Annotated in this window: 20 protein-coding genes; 5 read left to right on the top strand and 15 right to left on the bottom strand. The window is 66.7% G+C overall.

The genetic code is table 11. The features are described from left to right. Positions 1-279: 279 nt before the first annotated feature. The 3 genes from FYK34_RS01300 to FYK34_RS20375 form a co-directional block, all read right to left on the bottom strand. Positions 280-1,143 (bottom strand): DMT family transporter, encoded by an 864-nt coding sequence (locus FYK34_RS01300; RefSeq protein WP_149294700.1) that lies wholly within the window; start codon positions 1,141-1,143, stop codon positions 280-282. Between the two features lie 91 nt (positions 1,144-1,234). After that, entirely contained in the window at positions 1,235-1,651 is a 417-nt protein-coding gene (locus tag FYK34_RS01295) for an ester cyclase (RefSeq protein ID WP_149294699.1), read from the bottom strand. Continuing rightward, positions 1,648-1,785 (bottom strand): hypothetical protein, encoded by a 138-nt coding sequence (locus FYK34_RS20375; protein WP_168209614.1) that lies wholly within the window; start codon positions 1,783-1,785, stop codon positions 1,648-1,650. The genes FYK34_RS01295 and FYK34_RS20375 overlap by 4 nt, the downstream gene beginning before the upstream one ends. 96 nt (positions 1,786-1,881) lie before the next feature. Here FYK34_RS20375 and FYK34_RS01290 point away from each other — a divergent pair, with 96 nt between their 5' ends. From FYK34_RS01290 to FYK34_RS01280, 3 genes are read left to right on the top strand one after another with little or no spacing between them, the layout of a single operon-like run. Further along, the gene (locus FYK34_RS01290; RefSeq protein ID WP_149294698.1) at positions 1,882-2,847 is read left to right on the top strand and encodes a LysR family transcriptional regulator; all 966 of its coding nucleotides are present in this window, start codon (positions 1,882-1,884) and stop codon (positions 2,845-2,847) included. A 46-nt stretch (positions 2,848-2,893) separates the two neighbouring features. After that, positions 2,894-4,099: an FAD-dependent oxidoreductase gene (locus tag FYK34_RS01285; RefSeq protein ID WP_149294697.1), complete on the top strand. Its 1,206-nt coding sequence runs from the start codon at positions 2,894-2,896 to the stop codon at positions 4,097-4,099. Positions 4,100-4,140: 41 nt separating this feature from the next. Next, positions 4,141-5,283 (top strand): alpha/beta hydrolase family protein, encoded by a 1,143-nt coding sequence (locus FYK34_RS01280; protein ID WP_149294696.1) that lies wholly within the window; start codon positions 4,141-4,143, stop codon positions 5,281-5,283. Positions 5,284-5,346: 63 nt separating this feature from the next. Here FYK34_RS01280 and FYK34_RS01275 read toward each other — a convergent pair whose 3' ends face one another. The 11 genes from FYK34_RS01275 to FYK34_RS01225 all read right to left on the bottom strand — a co-directional run bounded on the left by FYK34_RS01275 (position 5,347) and on the right by FYK34_RS01225 (position 15,821). Then, a complete protein-coding gene (locus FYK34_RS01275) occupies positions 5,347-6,351 on the bottom strand; it encodes an NAD(P)H-dependent glycerol-3-phosphate dehydrogenase (protein WP_149294695.1) in 1,005 nt (334 codons plus the stop codon). Between the two features lie 9 nt (positions 6,352-6,360). Then, positions 6,361-6,801, bottom strand: a complete 441-nt coding sequence (locus tag FYK34_RS01270; protein WP_149294694.1) for an SH3 domain-containing protein — start codon at positions 6,799-6,801, stop codon at positions 6,361-6,363. A gap of 10 nt (positions 6,802-6,811) precedes the next feature. Continuing rightward, a complete protein-coding gene (gene secB, locus FYK34_RS01265) occupies positions 6,812-7,264 on the bottom strand; it encodes a protein-export chaperone SecB (RefSeq protein WP_149294693.1) in 453 nt (150 codons plus the stop codon). Between the two features lie 102 nt (positions 7,265-7,366). Further along, positions 7,367-7,624 (bottom strand): glutaredoxin 3, encoded by a 258-nt coding sequence (grxC, locus tag FYK34_RS01260; RefSeq protein ID WP_149294692.1) that lies wholly within the window; start codon positions 7,622-7,624, stop codon positions 7,367-7,369. Positions 7,625-7,678: 54 nt separating this feature from the next. Further along, complete coding sequence (gene dacB, locus FYK34_RS01255) at positions 7,679-9,067, bottom strand: D-alanyl-D-alanine carboxypeptidase/D-alanyl-D-alanine endopeptidase (RefSeq protein WP_231137336.1); 1,389 nt, start codon at positions 9,065-9,067, stop codon at positions 7,679-7,681. 14 nt (positions 9,068-9,081) lie between these two features. After that, on the bottom strand, positions 9,082-11,265 hold the full coding sequence (locus FYK34_RS01250) for a primosomal protein N' (RefSeq protein WP_149294690.1): 2,184 nt from the start codon (positions 11,263-11,265) through the stop codon (positions 9,082-9,084). A 525-nt stretch (positions 11,266-11,790) separates the two neighbouring features. Further along, on the bottom strand, positions 11,791-12,855 hold the full coding sequence (hemE, locus tag FYK34_RS01245) for a uroporphyrinogen decarboxylase (RefSeq protein WP_149294689.1): 1,065 nt from the start codon (positions 12,853-12,855) through the stop codon (positions 11,791-11,793). Positions 12,856-12,902: 47 nt separating this feature from the next. Then, complete coding sequence (locus FYK34_RS01240) at positions 12,903-13,754, bottom strand: hypothetical protein (protein ID WP_149294688.1); 852 nt, start codon at positions 13,752-13,754, stop codon at positions 12,903-12,905. A 43-nt stretch (positions 13,755-13,797) separates the two neighbouring features. Next, a complete protein-coding gene (locus FYK34_RS01235; protein WP_196782570.1) occupies positions 13,798-14,313 on the bottom strand; it encodes a chromate transporter in 516 nt (171 codons plus the stop codon). Then, positions 14,310-14,873 (bottom strand): chromate transporter, encoded by a 564-nt coding sequence (locus FYK34_RS01230; RefSeq protein WP_231137335.1) that lies wholly within the window; start codon positions 14,871-14,873, stop codon positions 14,310-14,312. Before FYK34_RS01230 ends, FYK34_RS01235 begins: the two co-directional genes overlap by 4 nt. Positions 14,874-14,936: 63 nt before the next feature. Next, on the bottom strand, positions 14,937-15,821 hold the full coding sequence (locus FYK34_RS01225; protein WP_149294686.1) for a LysR family transcriptional regulator: 885 nt from the start codon (positions 15,819-15,821) through the stop codon (positions 14,937-14,939). 103 nt (positions 15,822-15,924) lie between these two features. On the opposite strand from FYK34_RS01225, the gene FYK34_RS01220 reads away from it, so the two are divergent. Both FYK34_RS01220 and FYK34_RS01215 read left to right on the top strand, forming a co-directional pair. Further along, the gene (locus FYK34_RS01220) at positions 15,925-16,521 is read left to right on the top strand and encodes a short chain dehydrogenase (RefSeq protein ID WP_149294685.1); all 597 of its coding nucleotides are present in this window, start codon (positions 15,925-15,927) and stop codon (positions 16,519-16,521) included. Positions 16,522-16,642: 121 nt separating this feature from the next. Continuing rightward, complete coding sequence (locus FYK34_RS01215; RefSeq protein WP_168209613.1) at positions 16,643-17,356, top strand: type 2 periplasmic-binding domain-containing protein; 714 nt, start codon at positions 16,643-16,645, stop codon at positions 17,354-17,356. A gap of 60 nt (positions 17,357-17,416) precedes the next feature. Here FYK34_RS01215 and parE read toward each other — a convergent pair whose 3' ends face one another. Then, positions 17,417-19,381 (bottom strand): DNA topoisomerase IV subunit B, encoded by a 1,965-nt coding sequence (gene parE / locus FYK34_RS01210; RefSeq protein WP_149294683.1) that lies wholly within the window; start codon positions 19,379-19,381, stop codon positions 17,417-17,419. Positions 19,382-19,434 lie beyond the last annotated feature (53 nt).

Below are 19,434 nucleotides of genomic sequence, written 5' to 3'. Positions count from 1 at the left end.
CGGGTTGGCCCTCGGCCATACCCGCGAACCAGGCGACACATGGACAAAGCGGCAAGCCCCCTTGCCAGGAAAGAGAGTGGCGGCGCCCATAAACGACATGAAGGCTGACGATTGGCGAGCACGCAAAGATCGCGGGTATGGCCTGATAGGCCAACCCGCGCTACATGGCTTATCTGAGGAAATCGGCAAGAGTTTAGCGAAATTCGAAAAAAAATTTATGCGGCGAGAAAATCATGAAAAAAACCTCCCGGATGGGAGGCTTCATTCAACGCGCCGAGCCTAAGCCGCCCGCAGCTGGCTCAGCCACACGCCGCCGGCCACCAGGGCGCCGGCGGCGGCCTGCCAGGCTTCGAATCGCTCTCCCAGCAGCAGCCAGGCCAGGAAGACGGTGAAGACGGGTATCAGGTTGTTGAAGGCGCCGGCCTTGGCCACCGGGATGCGCGACACGGCCCAGGTGTAGAGGCCGTAAGCGCCCAAGGTGATGACGGCGCCCAGGTAGAGCACCCACAGGCTGGGAAGCAGATAGAGCTTGGCCGGCCACACGCCCCACGGCGTCAGCATGGCCAAGCCGAACCAGACGCTGCCGGTCACCGCCTGGATGCCGGTGATGGCCAGGGGCGAGTAGCGCGTGGACAGGCGCTTGGCGATCAGCACATAGCCGCAGGCGCAGACCATGGCGCAGAACTCCAACGCGTTGCCCAGCGGCGGATTGGGCGCGCCGGGGCCGGCGCGGCTGTCCATGCTGAGCCAGATCACCCCGGCAAACGACAAAGCGATGCCCAACCACACCTGGCGCGGCTGGCGCTCATGCAAGAACAGGCTGGCGCCCGCGGCCATCAGCATGGGCAGGGTGGCGGTGATGACGCCGGCCTGCGAGGCGCTGGTCAGCGTCAGCGCATTGGCTTCGAACAGGAAATACAAGCAGGGCTCGGCCAGGCCCATGGCCAAGAGCCACGGCCAGTCGCCCTTGCGGTATTGCCAGCTGATGCGGCCGCCCATGGCCAGCGGCAGCAGGCACAGCGCGGCCACCGCCATGCGCGCGAACAGCACGGCCAGCGGCGAATAGTATTCGAACACGTATTTGAGCGCGATGAAGGCGCTGGACCATAGAAACATGGCCAGCGTCAGGGCGAGGTAAGGCAAGGCGTCTCCCAGGGCGGTGGTCGGGCCGTCTGCGCGGCCCTCATGAAGGAGACATTGTTTCAGATTCCGATGACGGCTGTCGAACGCCGCCTCAAGCCAACTGCCGCTCCAGCCCCAGGCGGTCCGCCTGTATCCAGTATTCGACGATTTTGCCGTCCTCCACCCGGTAACAGGCGCTGTCTATCAAAGCCAGCGGCTTGCCCGAGGCCGGCCGGCCGTCTATCTCGCCCTGATGGCGGCCCAGCTGCGTCCAACGCGCATAGGCGCGGTCGCCGTCTATCAGCAGCTCGTCTATGCGCAGCTCGAAATCGCCGAACAAGCGCAGGAATTCGCGCACATGCTCGGCGTAATTGGCCGGACTGCGCGCCAGCGCGCGCGGGTTCTCAGACTCCAGCTGATGAGCCGTCACGCTGCTGGCCATATATTCCCCCGCCGCATCCGGATGGCGGCCGGAGCGCACCTCGCGCAGAAAGCCTTGCACCACCCTGCGGGTTTCCTCGCGGCTCATCGCGCGCCTCCCGCCTGGCGGCGTATTTGCGCCAATGCCTCCGCCTCGTCGCGACAGGCCTGTCTGGCATGCTGGCGCATGCCTTGCCACCACAGCCGGCCCAAGCCTTGCAATAGCTGTTGCAGTTTGTTCAACACTTCGCGCCCCTTTCGGCTTCATTTCAATGCCAACATCCTAAACAATGCAAAAACATTGAAAAACCTCCCATCGGCTGACACACTGTTCAAGAAATGAGAACAAACCACCTACCCGATGCCCAGGCCCTGCTCGCCTTCGACGCCCTGGTGCGCTGCGGCAGCTTCACCGCCGCCGCCGAAGAACTGGACTGCACCAAGAGCCGGGTCAGCCAGCTAGTCAAGGCGCTGGAAAAAGACCTGGGCACCGTGCTGGTCTTGCGCAATACCCGCCGCGTGGCCCTGACCGAGACCGGCCAATTGCTGGCCGGACATGCCGGCAAGCTGCGCAGCCTGCTGGAGCGCGTCCGCGTCGACATCAACGAAGCGGAAAACGAGGTCAGCGGCCCGCTGGTGATCAGTTGCGGCACGTCCTTCGCCCAACATCTGATCGCCCCCTTGCTGGCCGAACTCGCCCTCAAGCACCCCGGACTGCAGCTGAAGCTGCAGGTGGAGAACCGCCTGCAGGACCCGGTGGCGGAGGGCCTGGATTTCTGCGTGCGCACGCGCTACGTCAGCGACGACGCCCTGGTGGCCAAACCGCTGGGCTATGTCCGCGAATGGGCCTTCGCCTCGCCTGACTATCTGGCCAAATTTCCGCCGCTCAAAGAGCCGGAGGATTTGAGCCACCACCGCATCCTGCTCGACACCAGCCATCCCCAGCAGGGCGACGCGCCCGAATGGCGATTGGAAAGCCAGGGCCTGCAAAAACGCATCCCGGTGCGGCCCGTGCTCAGCAGCCACCAGTACGGCCCCTTGCTGTCGGCCGCCATCGCCGGCAGCGGCATCGCCCTGCTGCCCTATTACTGCGTGCGGCACCATCTCGCCAACGGCCAGCTGGCGCCGGTGCTCCCTGGCTGGAGCCATGATTACTGGCCGGTCTTCCTGGTCTACCCCTACCGCCACCCCTTGCCGCGCAAATACCAGGCCTTCATCCAGCACGTGGTGCCGCGGCTGCGCGAACTGCTGAAAAGCGAGATTGATCCAGGCCAAGGCGCGGTCATGCCATCCTCGTCAGAATGACCCGTTTAAGCCGTGCCGCGAGGTTTCGGCGCCTTCTGGAGAATTCATGGAACATCGTGACATCGTCATCGTGGGCGGCGGCATGGTGGGCAGCGCCTTGGCCGCGGCGCTCTCCGGCCGCGGCCTGACTGTCTGCGTGTTGGAGCGCGAAGCGCCGCAGCCTTTCGCGCCGGAACAGGCGCCCGATCTGCGCGTATCCGCCATCAGCCCAGCCTCCGCGGCGTTTCTGGACAGCCTGGGCGCCTGGGAAAAGATAACGGCGATGCGCGCCGCGCCTTACCGCCGCATGCAGGTATGGGAAAAGGACGAAGCCGCGGGCACTCTGTTTGATGCCGCCGAAGCCGGCGTGAGCGAACTGGGCCATATCGTGGAAAACCGCGTGGTGCAACTGGCCGCCACCGCGGCGTTGCGCGACAAGGGCGATATCGACTATCGCTGCCCAGCCGCGGTGCGCGACATCATCTATCGCCCGCAAGCGACGCAATTGACCCTGGACGACGGCAGCCGGCTGCAGGCGCGGCTGGTCATCGCCGCCGACGGCGCGCGCTCCCAAGTGCGCGAGGCCGCCGGCATAGGCGTCACCAGCTGGGACTACCCCATGCACGCGCTGGTGCTGGCCTGCCGCATGGAAGGCGGACAGCAGGACATCACCTGGCAGCAATTCACGCCCACCGGCCCGCTGGCCTACCTGCCGCTGTGCGGCGACGCCGCCTCCCTGGTGTGGTATCACCGGCCGGAAGAGGTGAAGCGCCTGCTGGCGCTGAGCGATGAGGACTTGATCGCCGCCGTCAGCCAGGCTTTCCCGCGCAAGTTGCCTGGCATCCGCCAGATCGCGGCGCGCGGCAGCTTCGGCCTGACCCGCCGCCATGCCCAGCGCTATGCGCGCGACGGCGTGGCCTTGGCCGGCGACGCCGCCCACACCATCCACCCTCTGGCCGGGCAAGGCGTCAACCTGGGTTTCCAGGACGCCGCCGCCTTGGCGCGCACCATCCTGGACGCGCAGGCCAAGGGCGAGGACTGGGCCGGCGAGCGCGTGCTGGCGCGCTACCAGCGCGCGCGCAAGCCCGCCAATCTGGCGATGCAAAGCGGCATGGACGCCTTCTGCTACGGCTTCGCCAACGACGCCGCGCCGCTGAAGGCGCTGCGCGGCCTGGGCCTGCGCCTGGCGGACAAGGCGGGACCGATCAAACGCGGCGTGATACGATACGCCCTTGGAATATCATCGCCCTTCACGCGCGGCCGATCATCATAAACAGGAGCAGGCCGCGCTCAAGATCAACGGAGCTCGCCCTGATGAAAACTTACCTCCATGCGGCCCTGGCGGCGCTGCTGGCTTTAACTTGCGCGGCCAGCCGCGCCGCCGACCAGCTGGCCCCCGACCTTGGCGAAAAAATCGTCAAGCTGCCCGTCACGCTGCCAGACGGCAGCCGCCAGAGCATGACGCTGACCGTCTTCCGCCCCAGCCAGCCCGGCCCCCACCCGCTGGCGCTGATCAGCCATGGCCGCTCTCCCAGCAAGGATGAGCGGGCCAAGCTCCCGCGCCAGCGCCAGGAAACCGCCGCGCGCTATTTCGTGCGCAAGGGCTTCGTGGTGCTGGTGCCGACGCGCATAGGCTATGGCGACAGCGCCGCCCGCCTCGATCCGGAAAACATGGGCGCCTGCCAGCATCCCAACTACCGCTCGGCGCTGACGCCGCAAATCAACGAAATCCAGGCGGCGCTGGATTACGGCCGCAAGCTGCCCGACGTCGACCCAAGCCGCATCGTGCTGATGGGCGTGTCGGTCGGCGGCATGGGCGTGGTGGCCGCCGCCGCGCACAATCCGCCCGGCGTGGTCACCACCATCAACTTCGCCGGCGGCCACGGCGGCAATCCGCAAGCCCACGGCGGCGCGCCCTGCGATCCGGAGCAATTGCGCCGGGCCTATGCCGAGTTCGGCCAGCACGCGCGCATGCCCATGTTGTGGCTGTACGCGCGCAACGACAGCTTCTTCGGCCCGGCCTATTCCCAAGCCTGGGCCAAGGCCTACCGCGACGCCGGCGGCAAGCTGGACTTCCGCCTGCTGCCGCCCTACAGCGACGATGGCCACAAGCTGTACAGCCAGGGCACCGACATCTGGATGCCGCAAGTCGATGCCTACCTGGCCAAGTTCGGCTTCAAGACGCCGGGCACGGTCGCCCGTCCGTCGCCCAGCGGGTATGCCGATCTGCAGGACAAGGCGCGCGTCCCCTTCGTCAACCAGGCGGCCAAGCAAAGCGGGTATAACGCCTTCCTGCGCGGCCCCTTGCCGCGCGCTTTCGCCGTGTCCCGCAATGGCCGCTGGGGCTACGCCTATGGCCCGGATGCGACCAACCACGCGTTGGACATCTGCCGCCGCGGCAACGAACAACCCTGCGCGCTGTACGCGGTGGACCGCGACGTGGTGTGGCATCCCTGATCCGCCCCGGCATGAAAAAAGCCGCCTTGCACAGCCAGGCGGCTTTTTTTCAATCTGTCGCGCTCAGTCCAGCGCGCTGCCGGACTCGGACTTGGGCGAGCGGTTCAGCAGGCCATCCACCACCTGCGCCGGGTCGTTGCCCTGGTAGAGCAGGCCGCACACGGCGGCGGTGATGGGCATGTCCACCTCCAGCCGCTCCGCCATGGTCAATACCTCGCGCGCGGTCGCCACGCCTTCCGCCACATGTCCCAGCTCCTGCAGCACTTGCGGCAACGGCTTGCCCTCGGCCAGCTTCAGGCCCACCTGACGATTGCGCGATAGCTCGCCGGTGCAGGTCAGGATCAAGTCCCCCATGCCGGACAAGCCCATCATGGTGTGCTGGCTGGCGCCCAGCGCCATCGCCAAGCGGGTGATTTCCGCCAATCCACGCGTGATCAGCGCCGCCCGCGCGTTGAGGCCGAAGTGCAGGCCGTCCGCCACGCCGGTGGCAATGGCCATCACGTTCTTGACCGCGCCGCCCACCTCCACGCCCACCAGGTCATCGTTGGCGTACAGGCGCAGCCGCGGACTGTGCAGCTCACGCGCCACGCGGGAGGCGAATTCGGCGTCGTCGGAAGCGATGGTGACCGCCGCCGGCAGGCCCTGCGCCACTTCGCGGGCGAAGCTGGGGCCGGACAGCACGCCGCAGGCATGGTCAGCCGGCAGCTCTTCCGCCACCACCTGGTGCGGCAGCAGGCTGGAACCGGCCTCGAAGCCCTTGCACGCCCACAGCACCGGCGGCAGCGCCGTTTTCAGCACCGTCAACGCCTTCAGCGTGGGGCGCAGGCCGGACATGGGCGTCACAATCAGCAACAGCTCCGCGCCCTGCACCGCGGCGGGCAGGTCGGAAGACAACTTCAGCAAATCGGGAAAGGGGCAATCGGGCAGATAGCGGCGGTTGAGGCGCTCATCCGCCATCTGCTGAATCTGGGCGGCGTCGCGCGCCCATAGCGTCACATGGTGGTGACGGGCAAAAGCAATCGCCAGCGCGGTTCCCCAAGCGCCGGCGCCAAGAATGGCCAGTTTCATGTCTCGCCCTTACAAGCCCCAGAGGTCGGTGATGCGGGCATAGCCGATGCTGCCGTCGCGGTGGCGGACCTGCACCCAGCCATCCTGCGGCGGCTGCAGCATTTCCAGCACGCCGTCCTTGGGGACGGTGAACAGCAGCTTGCCGCTCTCCCCTGCCTGGCCACGCACGCCGGCCTGGGGAGACGTCACCAGCAGCCAGCGTTGCTTGGACAGCGCCGCAGCCGGAATCCAGGCGATGCCGCCGGTGGCGTCGCGCACGCGCGCCCATTCCTTCTGGCTGCTCAGCACTTCCACCGGGTAGTAGCGGCTGACCACGAACAGTTTCTTGGCGGTCAGGGAGGGCGCCTCGTACAGCGCGACGCCGGTTTCCTTGACCGAGCGGAACTCCAGCGCCTGGGCGGCCTGTGCGGCGCCCAGGGCCAGGAGCAGCGCGAGTGCGAGGCGCTTCATGCGGTTCGCCTCAGGCGTTGCCGGCTTCGGCCTGCTGCGCACGCTGCTGCATGTACAGGGCTTCGAAGTTGATCGGGGCCAGCAGCACCGGCGGGAAGCCGGCGCGGTTCACGATGCTGGATACCGCTTCGCGGGCATACGGGAACAGGATGTTCGGGCAAGCCACGCCCAGGATCGGGTCCAGGTCTTCCGCCGGCACGTTGCGGATCTGGAAGATGCCGGCTTGGGCCACTTCGCACAGGAACAGGGTTTTTTCCGGCAGCTTGGCGGTCACGGTCACGGTCAGGGTGACTTCAAAGAAACCGTCGTCCAGCTGCTGGCCGCCGCTGGCCAGTTGCATGTCGATTTCCGGCTGGGCTTGTTCCAGGAACACTTGCGGCGCGTTCGGCACCTCCAGCGACAGGTCCTTCACATAGATTTTTTCGATGGAAAACGCCGGTTGCAGCTCTTGTTGTTCGCTCATGATTCTTTCTCGCTAGTAACCGCCTGAATGACGGTTGAATTGTGGGGTACGACGGCGGGCATCATCGCACGAAAGCCGGCGACGGCCAACCCGCCGCCGGGGTCAATCCGCCAGCAGCGGATCCAGCTTGCCGGCCTGGTTCAGCGCCACCAGGTCGTCGCAGCCGCCGACATGGGTCTCGCCGATAAAAATCTGCGGCACGGTGCGGCGGCCGGTGATCGCCATCATCTTGTCGCGCTGTTCCGGATCCAGATCGATGCGGATTTCCGTGATGCCGCTGACGCCCTTGCTGGACAGCAGCTGCTTGGCGCGCACGCAATAGGGACAGACCGCGGTGGTGTACATCGTAACCGGTTTCATATTCATTGCCTGGGTAAGATAGCGTTGCCGGCGATTATAACGTGAGTTCGCCGCTCAGGGCTTTGCGCTGGATCGCATGGCTTCGGTGTTGAAGCGCAGCGCCAGGTCCGACACCAGCGCGTCCAGCGCCGGGCCGGACGCCTTGGCGCGCGGACCGTTGACGATGGCGACGATGGCCAGCCGCTGGCCGTCGGCCGCCTGCCAGTAGCCGGCCAGCGCCTTGACTTCGTTCAGCGTGCCGGTCTTCATCCTGAGCCGCGGCCCCAGATCGGCGAAGCGCTTCTTCAAGGTGCCGTCGGTGGCGGCGATGGGCAGGCTGGCGATGAACTCGCCGGCATACGGCCCGCGCGCGGCATCCAGCAGCACTTCGCCCAGCAGCCGCGCCGTTACCCGCTCCCGCCGCGACAGGCCGGAGCCGTTCTCCAGGGTCAGCGCGTCGACATCGTCCATCCCGTGGCGCGTCAGCGTCTCGCGCACGGCGCGCGCCGCGGCCGCGGCGCTGCCTTCGCCGCCGGCCTCGCGCCCCAGGGTCAGGAACAGCGTGCGCGCCATGGTGTTGTTGCTGTACTTGTTGATGTCGGACAGCGCCACCGCCAGCGTTTGCGACTGTCTGGCCGCCAGCTCGCGCGCGTCGTCCGGAGTCCGGCCCAAGCCCATCCCCAGCGGCCCCTCCCCACCCAGCGCATGCCACAAGGCGGCAAAGTCCTGGCCGGCGAATTCATCATGGCTCAGCACATTGACGTAGGCGCGCTGGCCGTCGCAAGCCGGAGGCAGGCTGCCGCTCACCCGTACATGGCGGCCGTCGTTCTCTATGCTGACAAAGCGGCGCGGATCGGGGCATGGCAAGTCCGGCCCCGGCTTCAACTCCGCCTGCAGCGTCACGCCGGCCAATGGCGGGTCCAGCACCGCGCGCGCGCCGCGCTCGTCGTGATAGAAAGTCAGCCAGGCCACCTTAAGGTTCACCAGATGGGTGTCCGGCTCCACCGTGAACGCGCGGCCCGCGTCTTCGTCGAAATCATCGGCGCCGCCGACATCGGCAAAGGCTCGCTTGTCCAGCAACAGCTTGCCCTCGATCCGGCGGATGCCGCGCAGGCGCAGGCTATACAGCAGGCTCAGCAAGTCGCCGTTGTCGAAGCGCGGATCGCCGCCGCCCAGCCAATACAGGTCCCCCTTGAGCACGCCGTTTTCCACCGGCGCGCCCGACAGCAGCGAAGTCTTCCAACGGTAATCCGGCCCCAGAAGGTTCAGCGCCGCCCAGCCGGTCAGCAGCTTCATGGTGGAGGCCGGATTGACCGGCGCCTCCGCCCGGTGGCGGATCACCGGCCCGCCGCCCTCCACCGGCGCCGCCCACACGGCGACTTCGTCCGGCTGCAAACCGTGCAAGTCCAGCGCGCCGGCCTGAGCGCACAGTCCGGCCAGCCACAGCGCGGCCCATGTTTTCATCATCTTCATCGTTCTCACCATTCCTGCGGGTCCACATCCAGCGACCAGCGCAAGGCGCGGCCATGGGCCCTGGCCATGCTGTCCAGCAGCGGCGGCAACTGATCGAGCAGGCGATGCAGCGCGCCGCGCTGCGGCGACTCCAACACCAGCTGCGCCCGCTCGCGCTGCGCCAGCCGCGCCATCAAGGCCGGCGCCGGGCCGGAAATCAATATGCCCTCGGCCAGCGGCTCCAGCGCGTCGCGCGCCTGGCGCAAAAAGGCCGTGGCCTGGGCCAGCTCCGGGCTGTCCGCCCGCAGCAAGGCCTGGAAGACACCGGGCGGGAAACCGGCCTGGCGCCGCTCGGCCAGCAGCGCCGCCGCGTAGCCGTCGAAATCATGCGTCACCAGCGCGTGATACAGCGGGTGCTCCGGCCATTGAGTCTGGATCAGCACCTCGCCCGGCGCGTCGGCGCGGCCGGCGCGGCCGGCCACCTGCATCAGCTGCGAAAACAAGCGCTCGGAGGCGCGGAAATCGGCCGAGTACAAGCCGCCATCCGCGCCCAGCACCGCCACCAGCGACAGCGTGCCGAAGTCGTGGCCCTTGGCCAGCATCTGGGTGCCCACCAGAATGTCCACCTCGCCGCCGTTCACCTTGCGGTAAATCTCATCCCAGGCGTCCTTGCGGCTGGTGGTGTCGCGGTCTATCCGCAGCACCCGCGCTTCGGGCAGCATCCGTTGCAAGGCGGACTCCAGCCGCTGCGTGCCTTCGCCCAAGGGCTTGATGTCCGGGTCGCCGCAGTCCGGGCAGGCGCGCGGCACCGGCTCCTCCCAGCCGCAGTGATGGCAGCGCAGCTTGCGCTCCATCAGATGCACCACCAGCTTGGCCGAACAATGCGGGCAGCCGCTGGTCCAGCCGCAGGCGGTGCAGGCCACCACCGGCGCGAAACCGCGGCGATTGATGAAGACCAAGCTCATTTCCTGGCGCGCCAGCCGGGCTTTCAAGGCCTCCAGCACCGGCTCGGACAGCCCTTCCGCCAGCTTCTTGCGCCGAGTGTCCACCAGCCGCACGTCCGGCAGCCTGGCCGCGCCGTGGGCGCGCCGGGTCAGCGCCAGCTTCTGATAGCGGCCGGCCTCGACATTGGCCACCGTCTCCAGGCTGGGCGTGGCCGAGCCCAGCAAGATGGCGATGCCGTCGCGGCGCGCGCGCCAGATCGCCAGGTCGCGCGCGTGGTAGCGCAGGCCGTCCTGCTGCTTGAAGGAGCCATCATGCTCCTCGTCCACCACGATCAAGCCCAAGCGCGGCAGCGGCGTGAACACCGACAGCCGGGTGCCTATCACCACGTCGGCCTCGCCATGCCAGGCATCCAGCCAGCCTTGCAGCCGCTCGCCGTCCGCCAGGTGGCTGTGCTGCACCACGATGCGGCTGGCGGGGAAGCGCATGGCGAAACGGTCGATCAGCTGCGGCGTCAGATTGATTTCCGGCACCAGCACCAGGACCTGGCGGCGCGCGGCCAGCTGATCGGCGATCAGGCGCAGATAGACTTCGGTCTTGCCGCTGCCGGTGACGCCATGCAGCAGCCAGGGCTGGAAACCCTGGCTGCCGCGCAAGGCGTCCAGCGCCGCCTGCTGCTCCTCGTTCAATTCCGGCGCCTCGCCCATCCGCAGCGACGCCGGCTCCGGCGTAACGCGCTCGACCTTGCCCGCCTCCAGCCAGTCGGCCAGCAGCTTGCCGGCCTGCGGCGTCACCGCCTTGGCCTGCTCCGCCGACAGCGGACCATCCTGCAAGGCCTGCCACAGCGCCAGCCTGGCCTTTTGCCGCGCGGGCGGCGCCTCCGCCAGGCCCGCGTCGGTCAACGCGAAAGGCCGCTTGTCCGGCCGTTTCACATCGCGCGGTTCGCGCAAGCTGGTGGGCAAGGCCGTGAACAGCGTCTGGCCCAAGGGGTGGTGATAATAATCCGCGGCGAACCGCACCAGGTCCAGGAAGGCCTGGGGCAACGGCGGCAAACCGTCCAGCACCATTTCGATGCATCGCAGCTTGGCCGCATCGACGTCCGCCACACCCTCCCCGGGTATGGGCGTGACGACAACGCCACACAGGCGGCGCGGGCCGAACGGCACGCTGACGCGCATGCCGCTTATGACGGGTGATTCAGTCAGATAACTGAAAGTGCCGCTCAAGGGCACATCGACCGCCACCTGAACCCGCTCACGCTCGCCCATTGGACCCTTTCCCCGACAAACCCTGTTGCGACAAGGCTTTGCAATCGCTGTGCACAGATCTTGTGGATAACTTTGTGAACAACCCGGCCCGCGGCCAGCAAAATGCCGTCAAATCAGTGTTTCCGCTGGATTGCACAAAAATTAATCAAATGTAAAACTCTTTATTTTTCAATGGTTTAGATTGTGTTCATTTTTTTTGCCATCTGCGCTTGACAAGCCCGCCATCCGCAACTAGCCGGTGTGCATAACTTCTGGAACACCAGCAGGCCTTGCTGTCAACCCGCATGCGGGAACCGATCATCACGCGGTTTGATCCGCGTCAGAACGACCGCGCGGCGGAGCGGAATACCCCGCCCGCCGCGCAGGGCCTGGCCGTGTTGTGCATGGCAAAATTTTAATAAAACCTTAAAAAAACAACGGATTTTTCATTTGTCGCGCCTCAAACCGATGCGCAGGAACAAACGCTGGCCCGGATCGGGCCGCTGCAGGCACCAAAATGGCGCATGATCCGGGCTTAGCCGGGCCTCAGGCCTTGTGATATTCGCGCGACAAACGATGCACGGCCTCGACCAGCGCGCCGGCGTGGGCCGGATCGGCGTGTTGCGAAATGCCGTGGCCCAGATTGAACACATGGCCGCTGCCCTGGCCGTAGCTGGCCAGGATGCGCGCCACTTCGCGCTCGATGGCCCCCGGCTCGGCGAACAGGGCATTGGGGTCGAAATTGCCCTGCAGCGCCACCTTGGCGCCGACGCGCGCGCGCGCCAGGCCGATGTCGGTGGTCCAGTCCAGCCCCACGCAATCCGCGCCGATGGCGGCGATGTCTTCCAGCCATTGGCCGCCGCCCTTGGTGAACACGATCACCGGCACGCGCCGCCCATCGGCCTCGCGCTTGAGGCCAGCGACGATGCGCCGCATATAGGCCAGCGAGAGTTCTCGATACGCCGCGTGGCTCAGCGCGCCGCCCCAGGTGTCGAAGATTTGCACCGCCTGCGCGCCGGCGTCGATCTGGGCGTTCAGGTAGGCGATCACCGACTGGGTGTTCATTTCCAGGATGTGGTGCAGCAGCTCAGGGCGGCTGTACAGCATGGCCTTGACGTGGCGGAAGTCGTCGGAGCCGCCGCCCTCCACCATATAGCAGGCCAAGGTGAACGGGCTGCCGGAGAAGCCGATCAGCGGCACGCGGCCGTCCAGCGCCTTGCGGATGCTGGACACGGCATCGAACACATAGCGCAGTTTGTCCAGCTCGGCCGGGACCAGCGCGCGGATGGCGGCCTCGTCGCGCAGCGGGCGCTGGAACTTCGGACCCTCGCCCTCGGCAAAATACAAGCCCAGGCCCATGGCGTCCGGCACGGTCAGGATGTCGGAGAACAGAATGGCCGCGTCCAGCGGGAAACGGTCCAGCGGCTGCAGCGTCACCTCGGTGGCGTAATCCGGGCTGGTGCACAAGCCCATGAAGCTGCCGGCGCGGGCGCGGGTGGCGCGGTATTCCGGCAGGTAGCGGCCGGCCTGGCGCATCATCCAGATCGGGGTATATTCAACCGGCTCCTTCAACAGAGCGCGCAGGAAGGTATCGTTTTTCAGCTGGGTCATGGCGGCACACGCGTGGAAAGTCAGCCGGCATTATACCCAGCCCCCCATCAGGGGCGAAACCACAGTTCACGCCGCGACAGCGGCGTGTCCGGCGGCAGCAAGGCATTGGGCAGCTCGATGATGGTGCGGCCAGACAGATTGAGTCCGCGCAAATGCTCGTCGTTGAAGACATGGAAGGTCTGCTCGAAACTGCCGTCCGCCACCGCCCTCTCCAGTCCCTGCCGCAGCAGCGTGGCCAGCTCCGGCCGCCTGGGCGTGACGAAGAAATAAAAAGCCGTGGGATAGTGCAGCAGCAGATACGGGTCCAGCATCAGCCCCTGGCTGTTGGGCGAGCCCAGCTCTTGCCTGACCTCGATCACGCTGCGCGGAAAGTAATCGTAGCGCTGCTGTCGCAGCATGGAAAACAGGTTCAGATACTCCGGACTGGTCACCACCGGCAGGCCGGCCCCACGCAGGATTTGCGTGTCCGGCCAGTCCAGGCCCTGCCCGGCGCGCAAGGCCGCCAGCTGCCGCCGAGTTTTCACGCCCTTGAGCAGCTTGGGCCTGCCGGCGCTGATCAACGGCACGCGCCAGCCTATCAGGCCCTTGTCCAGCGGGATGCGCACGGCAAGCAGCTTTTGCTCGCGCTCCCGGCTGGTCATGCCCCAGAACACGTCCAGGACGGTGTCGCCGCGCATCATCTGCTCCATCGCGCGGCCCTGGTTCATGTCGCGGTCCGCGATCAGCGTGCAATGCTGCCGCATCTCGCTGCAGGCCAGCTGCAGCAAGGCCTGCATATAAGGCCAGTGGGGGTCGTCGCCTCCGGACAGCAGCGCATAGTGAATGTCCACGCGTTCGGCCTGAGCCCTGACGCCCAGGCTGCACACGCACAGCAGACAGATCAAACCTAGCTTGCCCATGATGTAGCCATCCCGGTTGCCATGTCGACATTATGGCCATGGATCACCAACCGCCCAAGCCCCCGGCAACGCCGCCCAGCAACAACAGCCACAGCGGGTTCCCATTGCGGCGCCAGGCCAGCAGCGCCACCGCCGCGCTCAGCGCCCAGCCGGCGCCGTCCCGGTTGGCCGCCTGCAGCAGCAAACAAGCGCTGGCGGCGATCAGCCCCACCGTCAAGGGCAGCAAGGCCCGGCCGAGCACGGCGGTCAGCTCGCCGTCGCGATTGCGCGCCCACCAGCGCGAGACGTAAAAACTCAGCACGGAGGACGGCAGGCAAATGCCCAACATGCTGACCATGGCCCCGGCCACGCCGGCCACATGCCAGCCCACCAGGCAGACCACCAGCACGTTGGGGCCGGGAGCGGCCTGGGCGATGGCGAACAGCTCAGCCAATTGCGCCGCGCTCATCCAGCCCTGCTCCACCACGATGCGCTGTAGCTCCGGCAGCACCACATTGGCGCCGCCCACCGCCAGCAGCGACAAGCAGGCAAACGCCCACAACAGCCTGAGCAGGATCACCGTGTCCTCCCCTCCCGCGTCCACCAGGCCAAGGCCAGCGCCAAGGGCACCGTTCCCAGCAGCACCCATAGCAAGGGCAAGCGGAAAACCGCGATCGCGCAGAAGGTGGCCGCCACCACCAGCGCGCTCCAGCCGCGCCGTTCCAGCTTGGGCAGCAGGCGCGGCACCATGGCCAGCAGCAGGCCGGCCGCGGCGGAAGCCAAGCCGTGCATCACGTGGACCACCAGCGGCAGCTGGCGGTAATGCGCGTAGAGCGAAGCTAATAGCAAGACGATGGCCATCGGCGCCAGCAACAGGCCGCTCACTGCGGCCAGCGCGCCGGACGGCCCATGAAAACGCGCGCCTACCGCCACCGCCATATTGACGATATTCGGCCCAGGCAGCACTTGGCACAGGCCCAGTTGTTCGGCGAAGTCGCCCTCGGACAACCAGCGCCGGCGCAGCACCAGCATGCTGTGCGCCTGCGGCAGCACGCCGCCGAAGCCGGTGATGCCGACGCTGAAAAAGCCGGCGAACAAGTCTCTCCGGCATGGCGTGATCAATTCCTGATTCATGTCCATGACACTACTCTCCGCCATAGGAGCAGACAAACGAGAAATGCTGACAACGGCGGTCAATTAAACTCACAGCTCGCCCAGCCTGCCCACGATGAAATCCACAAACACCCGCAGCTTGGGCAGGGGCTGACGATCCGCCGGATAAATCAAATGCATGGGCTTGGCCTCCGGCAGATAGCCGTCCAACAACGGCACCAGCCGGCCGTCCGCCACATCGGCCGCCAGCAGCGCCTCCGCCTGCAGCGCCAGCCCCGCGCCGGCCAAGGCCAGCTGGCGCAAGGCCTGGCCCTGATTGCACAGGAAGCGGCTGGACGGGATTTCCACCCCGTGCAGCCGGGCCAGCGCGTCCCAGCCATCGTCGCGCTGCCAGCGACTGAAGCCCAGACAGTCATGCCGCGCAAGGTCAGCCGGCGTCTCCGGCTTGCCGCGCCGCGCCAGATAGGCCGGCGAAGCGGCGATCATCATGCGGTAAGGCTTGAGCCGGCGTCCCACCAGGCCGGAATCCGGCAGATGGCCGATGCGGAACACAGCGTCATAGCCATCCGCCACCAGGTCCACCAGCTGATCGGACAGCTCCAGCTCCACGCCCAGCTCAGGATAAAGCGCCATGAACTCGGCCAGCAGCGGCGCCAGGCGCAGCGTGCCGAAGGTGACCGAGGCGTTGACGCGCAGCACGCCGCGCGGCTGCTCGCGCAGCAAGGCGGCGGCATCTTCGGCGGCGGCCAGTTCCGCCAGGATGGTCCGGCAGCGCTGGTAGTAATGCTGCCCCAGCTCGGTCAACTGCTGGCGGCGCGTGGTCCGTACCAACAATCGCCCCCCCAGCCGCTGCTCCAGCGCGGCGATGTGCTTGCCTACCATGGGCTGGGACAGGCGATGCGCCTCCGCCGCCGCGGTAAAGCTCCCCAAGTCCACCACGGCGACAAACAACTCCATGCTGAGCAGGCGATCCATGGATTAGAAACTCCAAGATATTAATCCTGTTCATGATAATGGATTAATCAAAAAGAGAAATATCCGCACACTGCGTCCATTCCCAACCCTGATGGAGCAAATCATGAAAATCCTGCTTGTAGGCGCCAGCGGCACTGTCGGCCGCGCCATCCGCCAAGCCCTGTCCCACCACCAGATCCTGACCGCCGGCCGCCACAGCGGCGACTTGCGCGTCGATATCACCGATAGCGCCAGCGTGAGCAAGATGTTCGAACAAGCCGGCCGGCTGGACGCCATCATCAGCGCCACCGGCAACCTGCACTTCGGACCGCTGCAGGAAATGCGCGCGGCCGACTTCCGCGTTGGCCTGGAAAACAAGCTGCTGGGCCAGATCGACCTGGCGCTGACCGGCCAGCATTACCTGAACGACGGCGGCTCCATCACGCTGACCAGCGGCATCGTCAGCGCCCATCCCATCCGCCACGGCGCCAACGCCACGGCGGTGAACCGCGCGCTGGAAGGCTTTGCCGCCGCCGCCGCGCTGGAGCTGGGCCGCGGCCAACGCATCAATGTGGTCAGCCCCAATGTGCTGCAGGAGTCATGGGAAGGCTTCGCCCCCTACTTCCCCGGCTTCGAGGCCATCCCCGCCGCCCGCGCCGCCCTGGCCTATGTGCGCAGCGTGGAAGGCATCGCCAACGGCCAGACGCTGACGGTGTGGTAAGCCATCAAACCGCCCGCAGCCGCTCGAGATGCCGCAGCTGAAGTCAGCTGATAGCCTCCTGGCGCCGCCACCGTCTGCGCCAGGACTATACTGCATCAGCCGCCATGCAGGAGAGAGCCCGATGAAATCCATCCTGTGGCGCGGGCTGGCGCTGCTGCTGTGCCTGCCCGGAGCCCACGCCGAACCGATCCCCGCCTTCAGCCAGGCGATAGAGCCCTGGGGCGATCCCGCCACCGGCGACGGACTGACGCCGCGCTACCTGCGCTGGCTGGCGGATCAAAGCGGCCTGCAGCTGATTCAGGACACTCGCCCGCTCCCCCGGCTGGTGGAGGAGCTGAAGAGCGGCCGCGACGCGCTGGCGCTGATCACCGCCTCCCCGGAGCGCGACGCCTTCGGCCTGGAGCTGTGCCGTCCCACCGACATCCGCCTGTCAGTGATCCATCGCAGCGCCCCCCATGCGCTGCGAGTCGAGGATTTGAAACAACGCCCGGTCGGCATTCTGCGCGGCACCCACACGCTGGATGCCTTCATCGCGCGCAGCGGCGCCGAGCGGGTTCTGGTGGCCGACATGCGCCAGGGCATGGGCATGCTGCGCATCGGCCGGCTGGACGCGATGATGTGCGTGCGCCCCGGCTGCGGCCGCGTGCTGCACGAAGTGTCGCGACCGTCCGACAATTGGTCGGAACTGGAGATCAGCCGCGAACCGATGGCGGTCTACGTCTCGCGCGCCCATCCGCTGGCCCGCGACGCGGCGGCGCTGGCGCGGCTGCAAGCCGCCTGCCTGTCGCCGCAAGGCCGCGCCAAGATGGCGGAATTGCTGGCCCTCTACGACTAGCCATGAAAAACCCCGCGGCCAGCACTGGCGGCGGGGTGGCGGAAACGGAAAGCGGATGGATCAGATATCCGCTTCCACCTCGTTGCCCTTGGCTTCCATCCAGCTGCGGCGGCTGGAGGCTTCGCCCTTGCCCATCAGCATGACGAACATGTCCAGCGTTTCCTTCAGCATGCCGGGGCGCACCTGCACCTTGACCAGGCGGCGGGTGTCGGGGTTCATGGTGGTGTCTTTCAGTTGCTCCGGGTTCATCTCGCCCAAGCCTTTGAAGCGGGAGATGGTCCAGGCGTTCTCGCGCACGCCCTCGCTGCGCAGACGATCCAGGATGGCGGTCATCTCGCCCTCGTCCAGCGCATAGAGCTTGCGCGGCGGACGGGTCTTGCCCTGGCCCGGCACATCGACGCGAAACAGCGGCGGCTGGGCGATGTAGATATTGCCGTTTTCCACCAGCCGCGGGAAATGGCGGAAGAACAGCGTCAACAGCAGCACCTGGATGTGCGAGCCGTCCACGTCGGCGTCGGACAGGATGGCGATCTTGCCGTAGCGCTGGCCGGACAGGTCCGGCGCGTCGTTGGGGCCGTGCGGGTCCACGCCGATGGCGACGGAGATGTCGTGGATTTCGGCATTGGAAAACAGCTGGTCCTTGTCGGTTTCCCAGCTGTTCAACACCTTGCCGCGCAGCGGCAGGATGGCCTGGTATTCCTTGTCGCGCGCCAGCTTGGCCGAGCCGCCGGCCGAATCGCCTTCCACCAGGAACAGCTCGTTGCGCTCGATGTCCTCGCTTTCGCAGTCGGTCAGCTTGCCCGGCAGCACCGCCACGCCGGAGCCCTTCTTCTTTTCCACCTTCTTGACGGACTTGAGGCGGCTCTGCGCCTGGCGGATGGCCAGCTCGGCGATCTTCTTGCCGGCTTCCACATGCTGGTTCAGCCACAGTTCCACCGGATCCCGCGCCAGGCCGGAAATCAGCTTCAACGCGTCGCGGCTGGTCAGCTTGTCCTTGGTCTGGCCTTGGAACTGCGGGTCCAGCACGCGGGCGGACAGCACGAAGCGCACGCGGCTCCATACGTCCTCGGCCATCAGCTTGACGCCGCGCGGCAGCAGGTTGTGGTGGTCGACGAAGCTCTTCACGGCGTCGAACACGCCGGCGCGCAGGCCGGCCTCATGGGTGCCGCCCACCGGGGTGGGAATCAGGTTGACGTAGCTCTCGCCGCTGGCGCCGTCCTCGAACCAGGCCATGGCCCACTGCGCGCCCTCGCCCTTGGCGAACTGCTCGTGGTCGTCGCCGATATAGGCCTCGCCGGCGAACAGCGGCGCCACTGGCTCGTCGTCGCCGCACAGCTCGGCCAGATAGCTCTTCAAGCCCTCCGGGTACTGCCACACCTTGACTTCGTCGCCGCTGGGCTTTTCCACCGTCAACGTCACCGCCACGCCCGGCAACAGCACCGCCTTGGCGCGCAGCAAGCGCTCCAGTTCCAGCATGGAGTAGCGCGGGCTTTCAAAATACTTGCCGTCCGGCCACACCCGCACGCGGGTGCCGCTGGTGCGCGGGCCGCAGTCGCCGATGCGGGCCAAGGGCTCGATCACGTCGCCGCCGGCAAACACCAGGCGGTGCACGCCGCCCTCGCGCTTCACTTCCACCTCCAAGCGGGTAGACAAGGCATTGGTCACCGACACGCCCACGCCGTGCAGGCCGCCGGAGAAGGCATAGGCGCCGCCGTCCTTCTTGTTGAATTTGCCGCCGGCGTGCAAGCGGGTGAATACCAGCTCCACCACCGGCACGCCTTCTTGAGGGTGCAAGCCCACCGGAATGCCGCGGCCATCGTCTTCCACGGTCAGCGAGCCGTCCTGGTGCACGGTGACGGCGATCTTGCGCGCGAAACCGCCCAGCGCCTCGTCGGCGGCGTTGTCTATCACTTCCTGGCAGATATGGGTGGGATCGGTGGTCCGGGTATACATGCCGGGCCGCTCTTTCACCGGCTCCAGCCCCTTCAGCACCCGTACCGAGGATTCGTCGTATTGTTGAGTCATGTTCTGGTCTTGCCCTGTCGGCGCGTCACGTCGACGCCGCCCGCAAGGGGCGG

The organism is Chromobacterium paludis (assembly GCF_008275125.1).
Taxonomy (GTDB): domain Bacteria; phylum Pseudomonadota; class Gammaproteobacteria; order Burkholderiales; family Chromobacteriaceae; genus Chromobacterium; species Chromobacterium paludis.
This window is presented reverse-complemented; position numbering and strand designations above follow the sequence as displayed.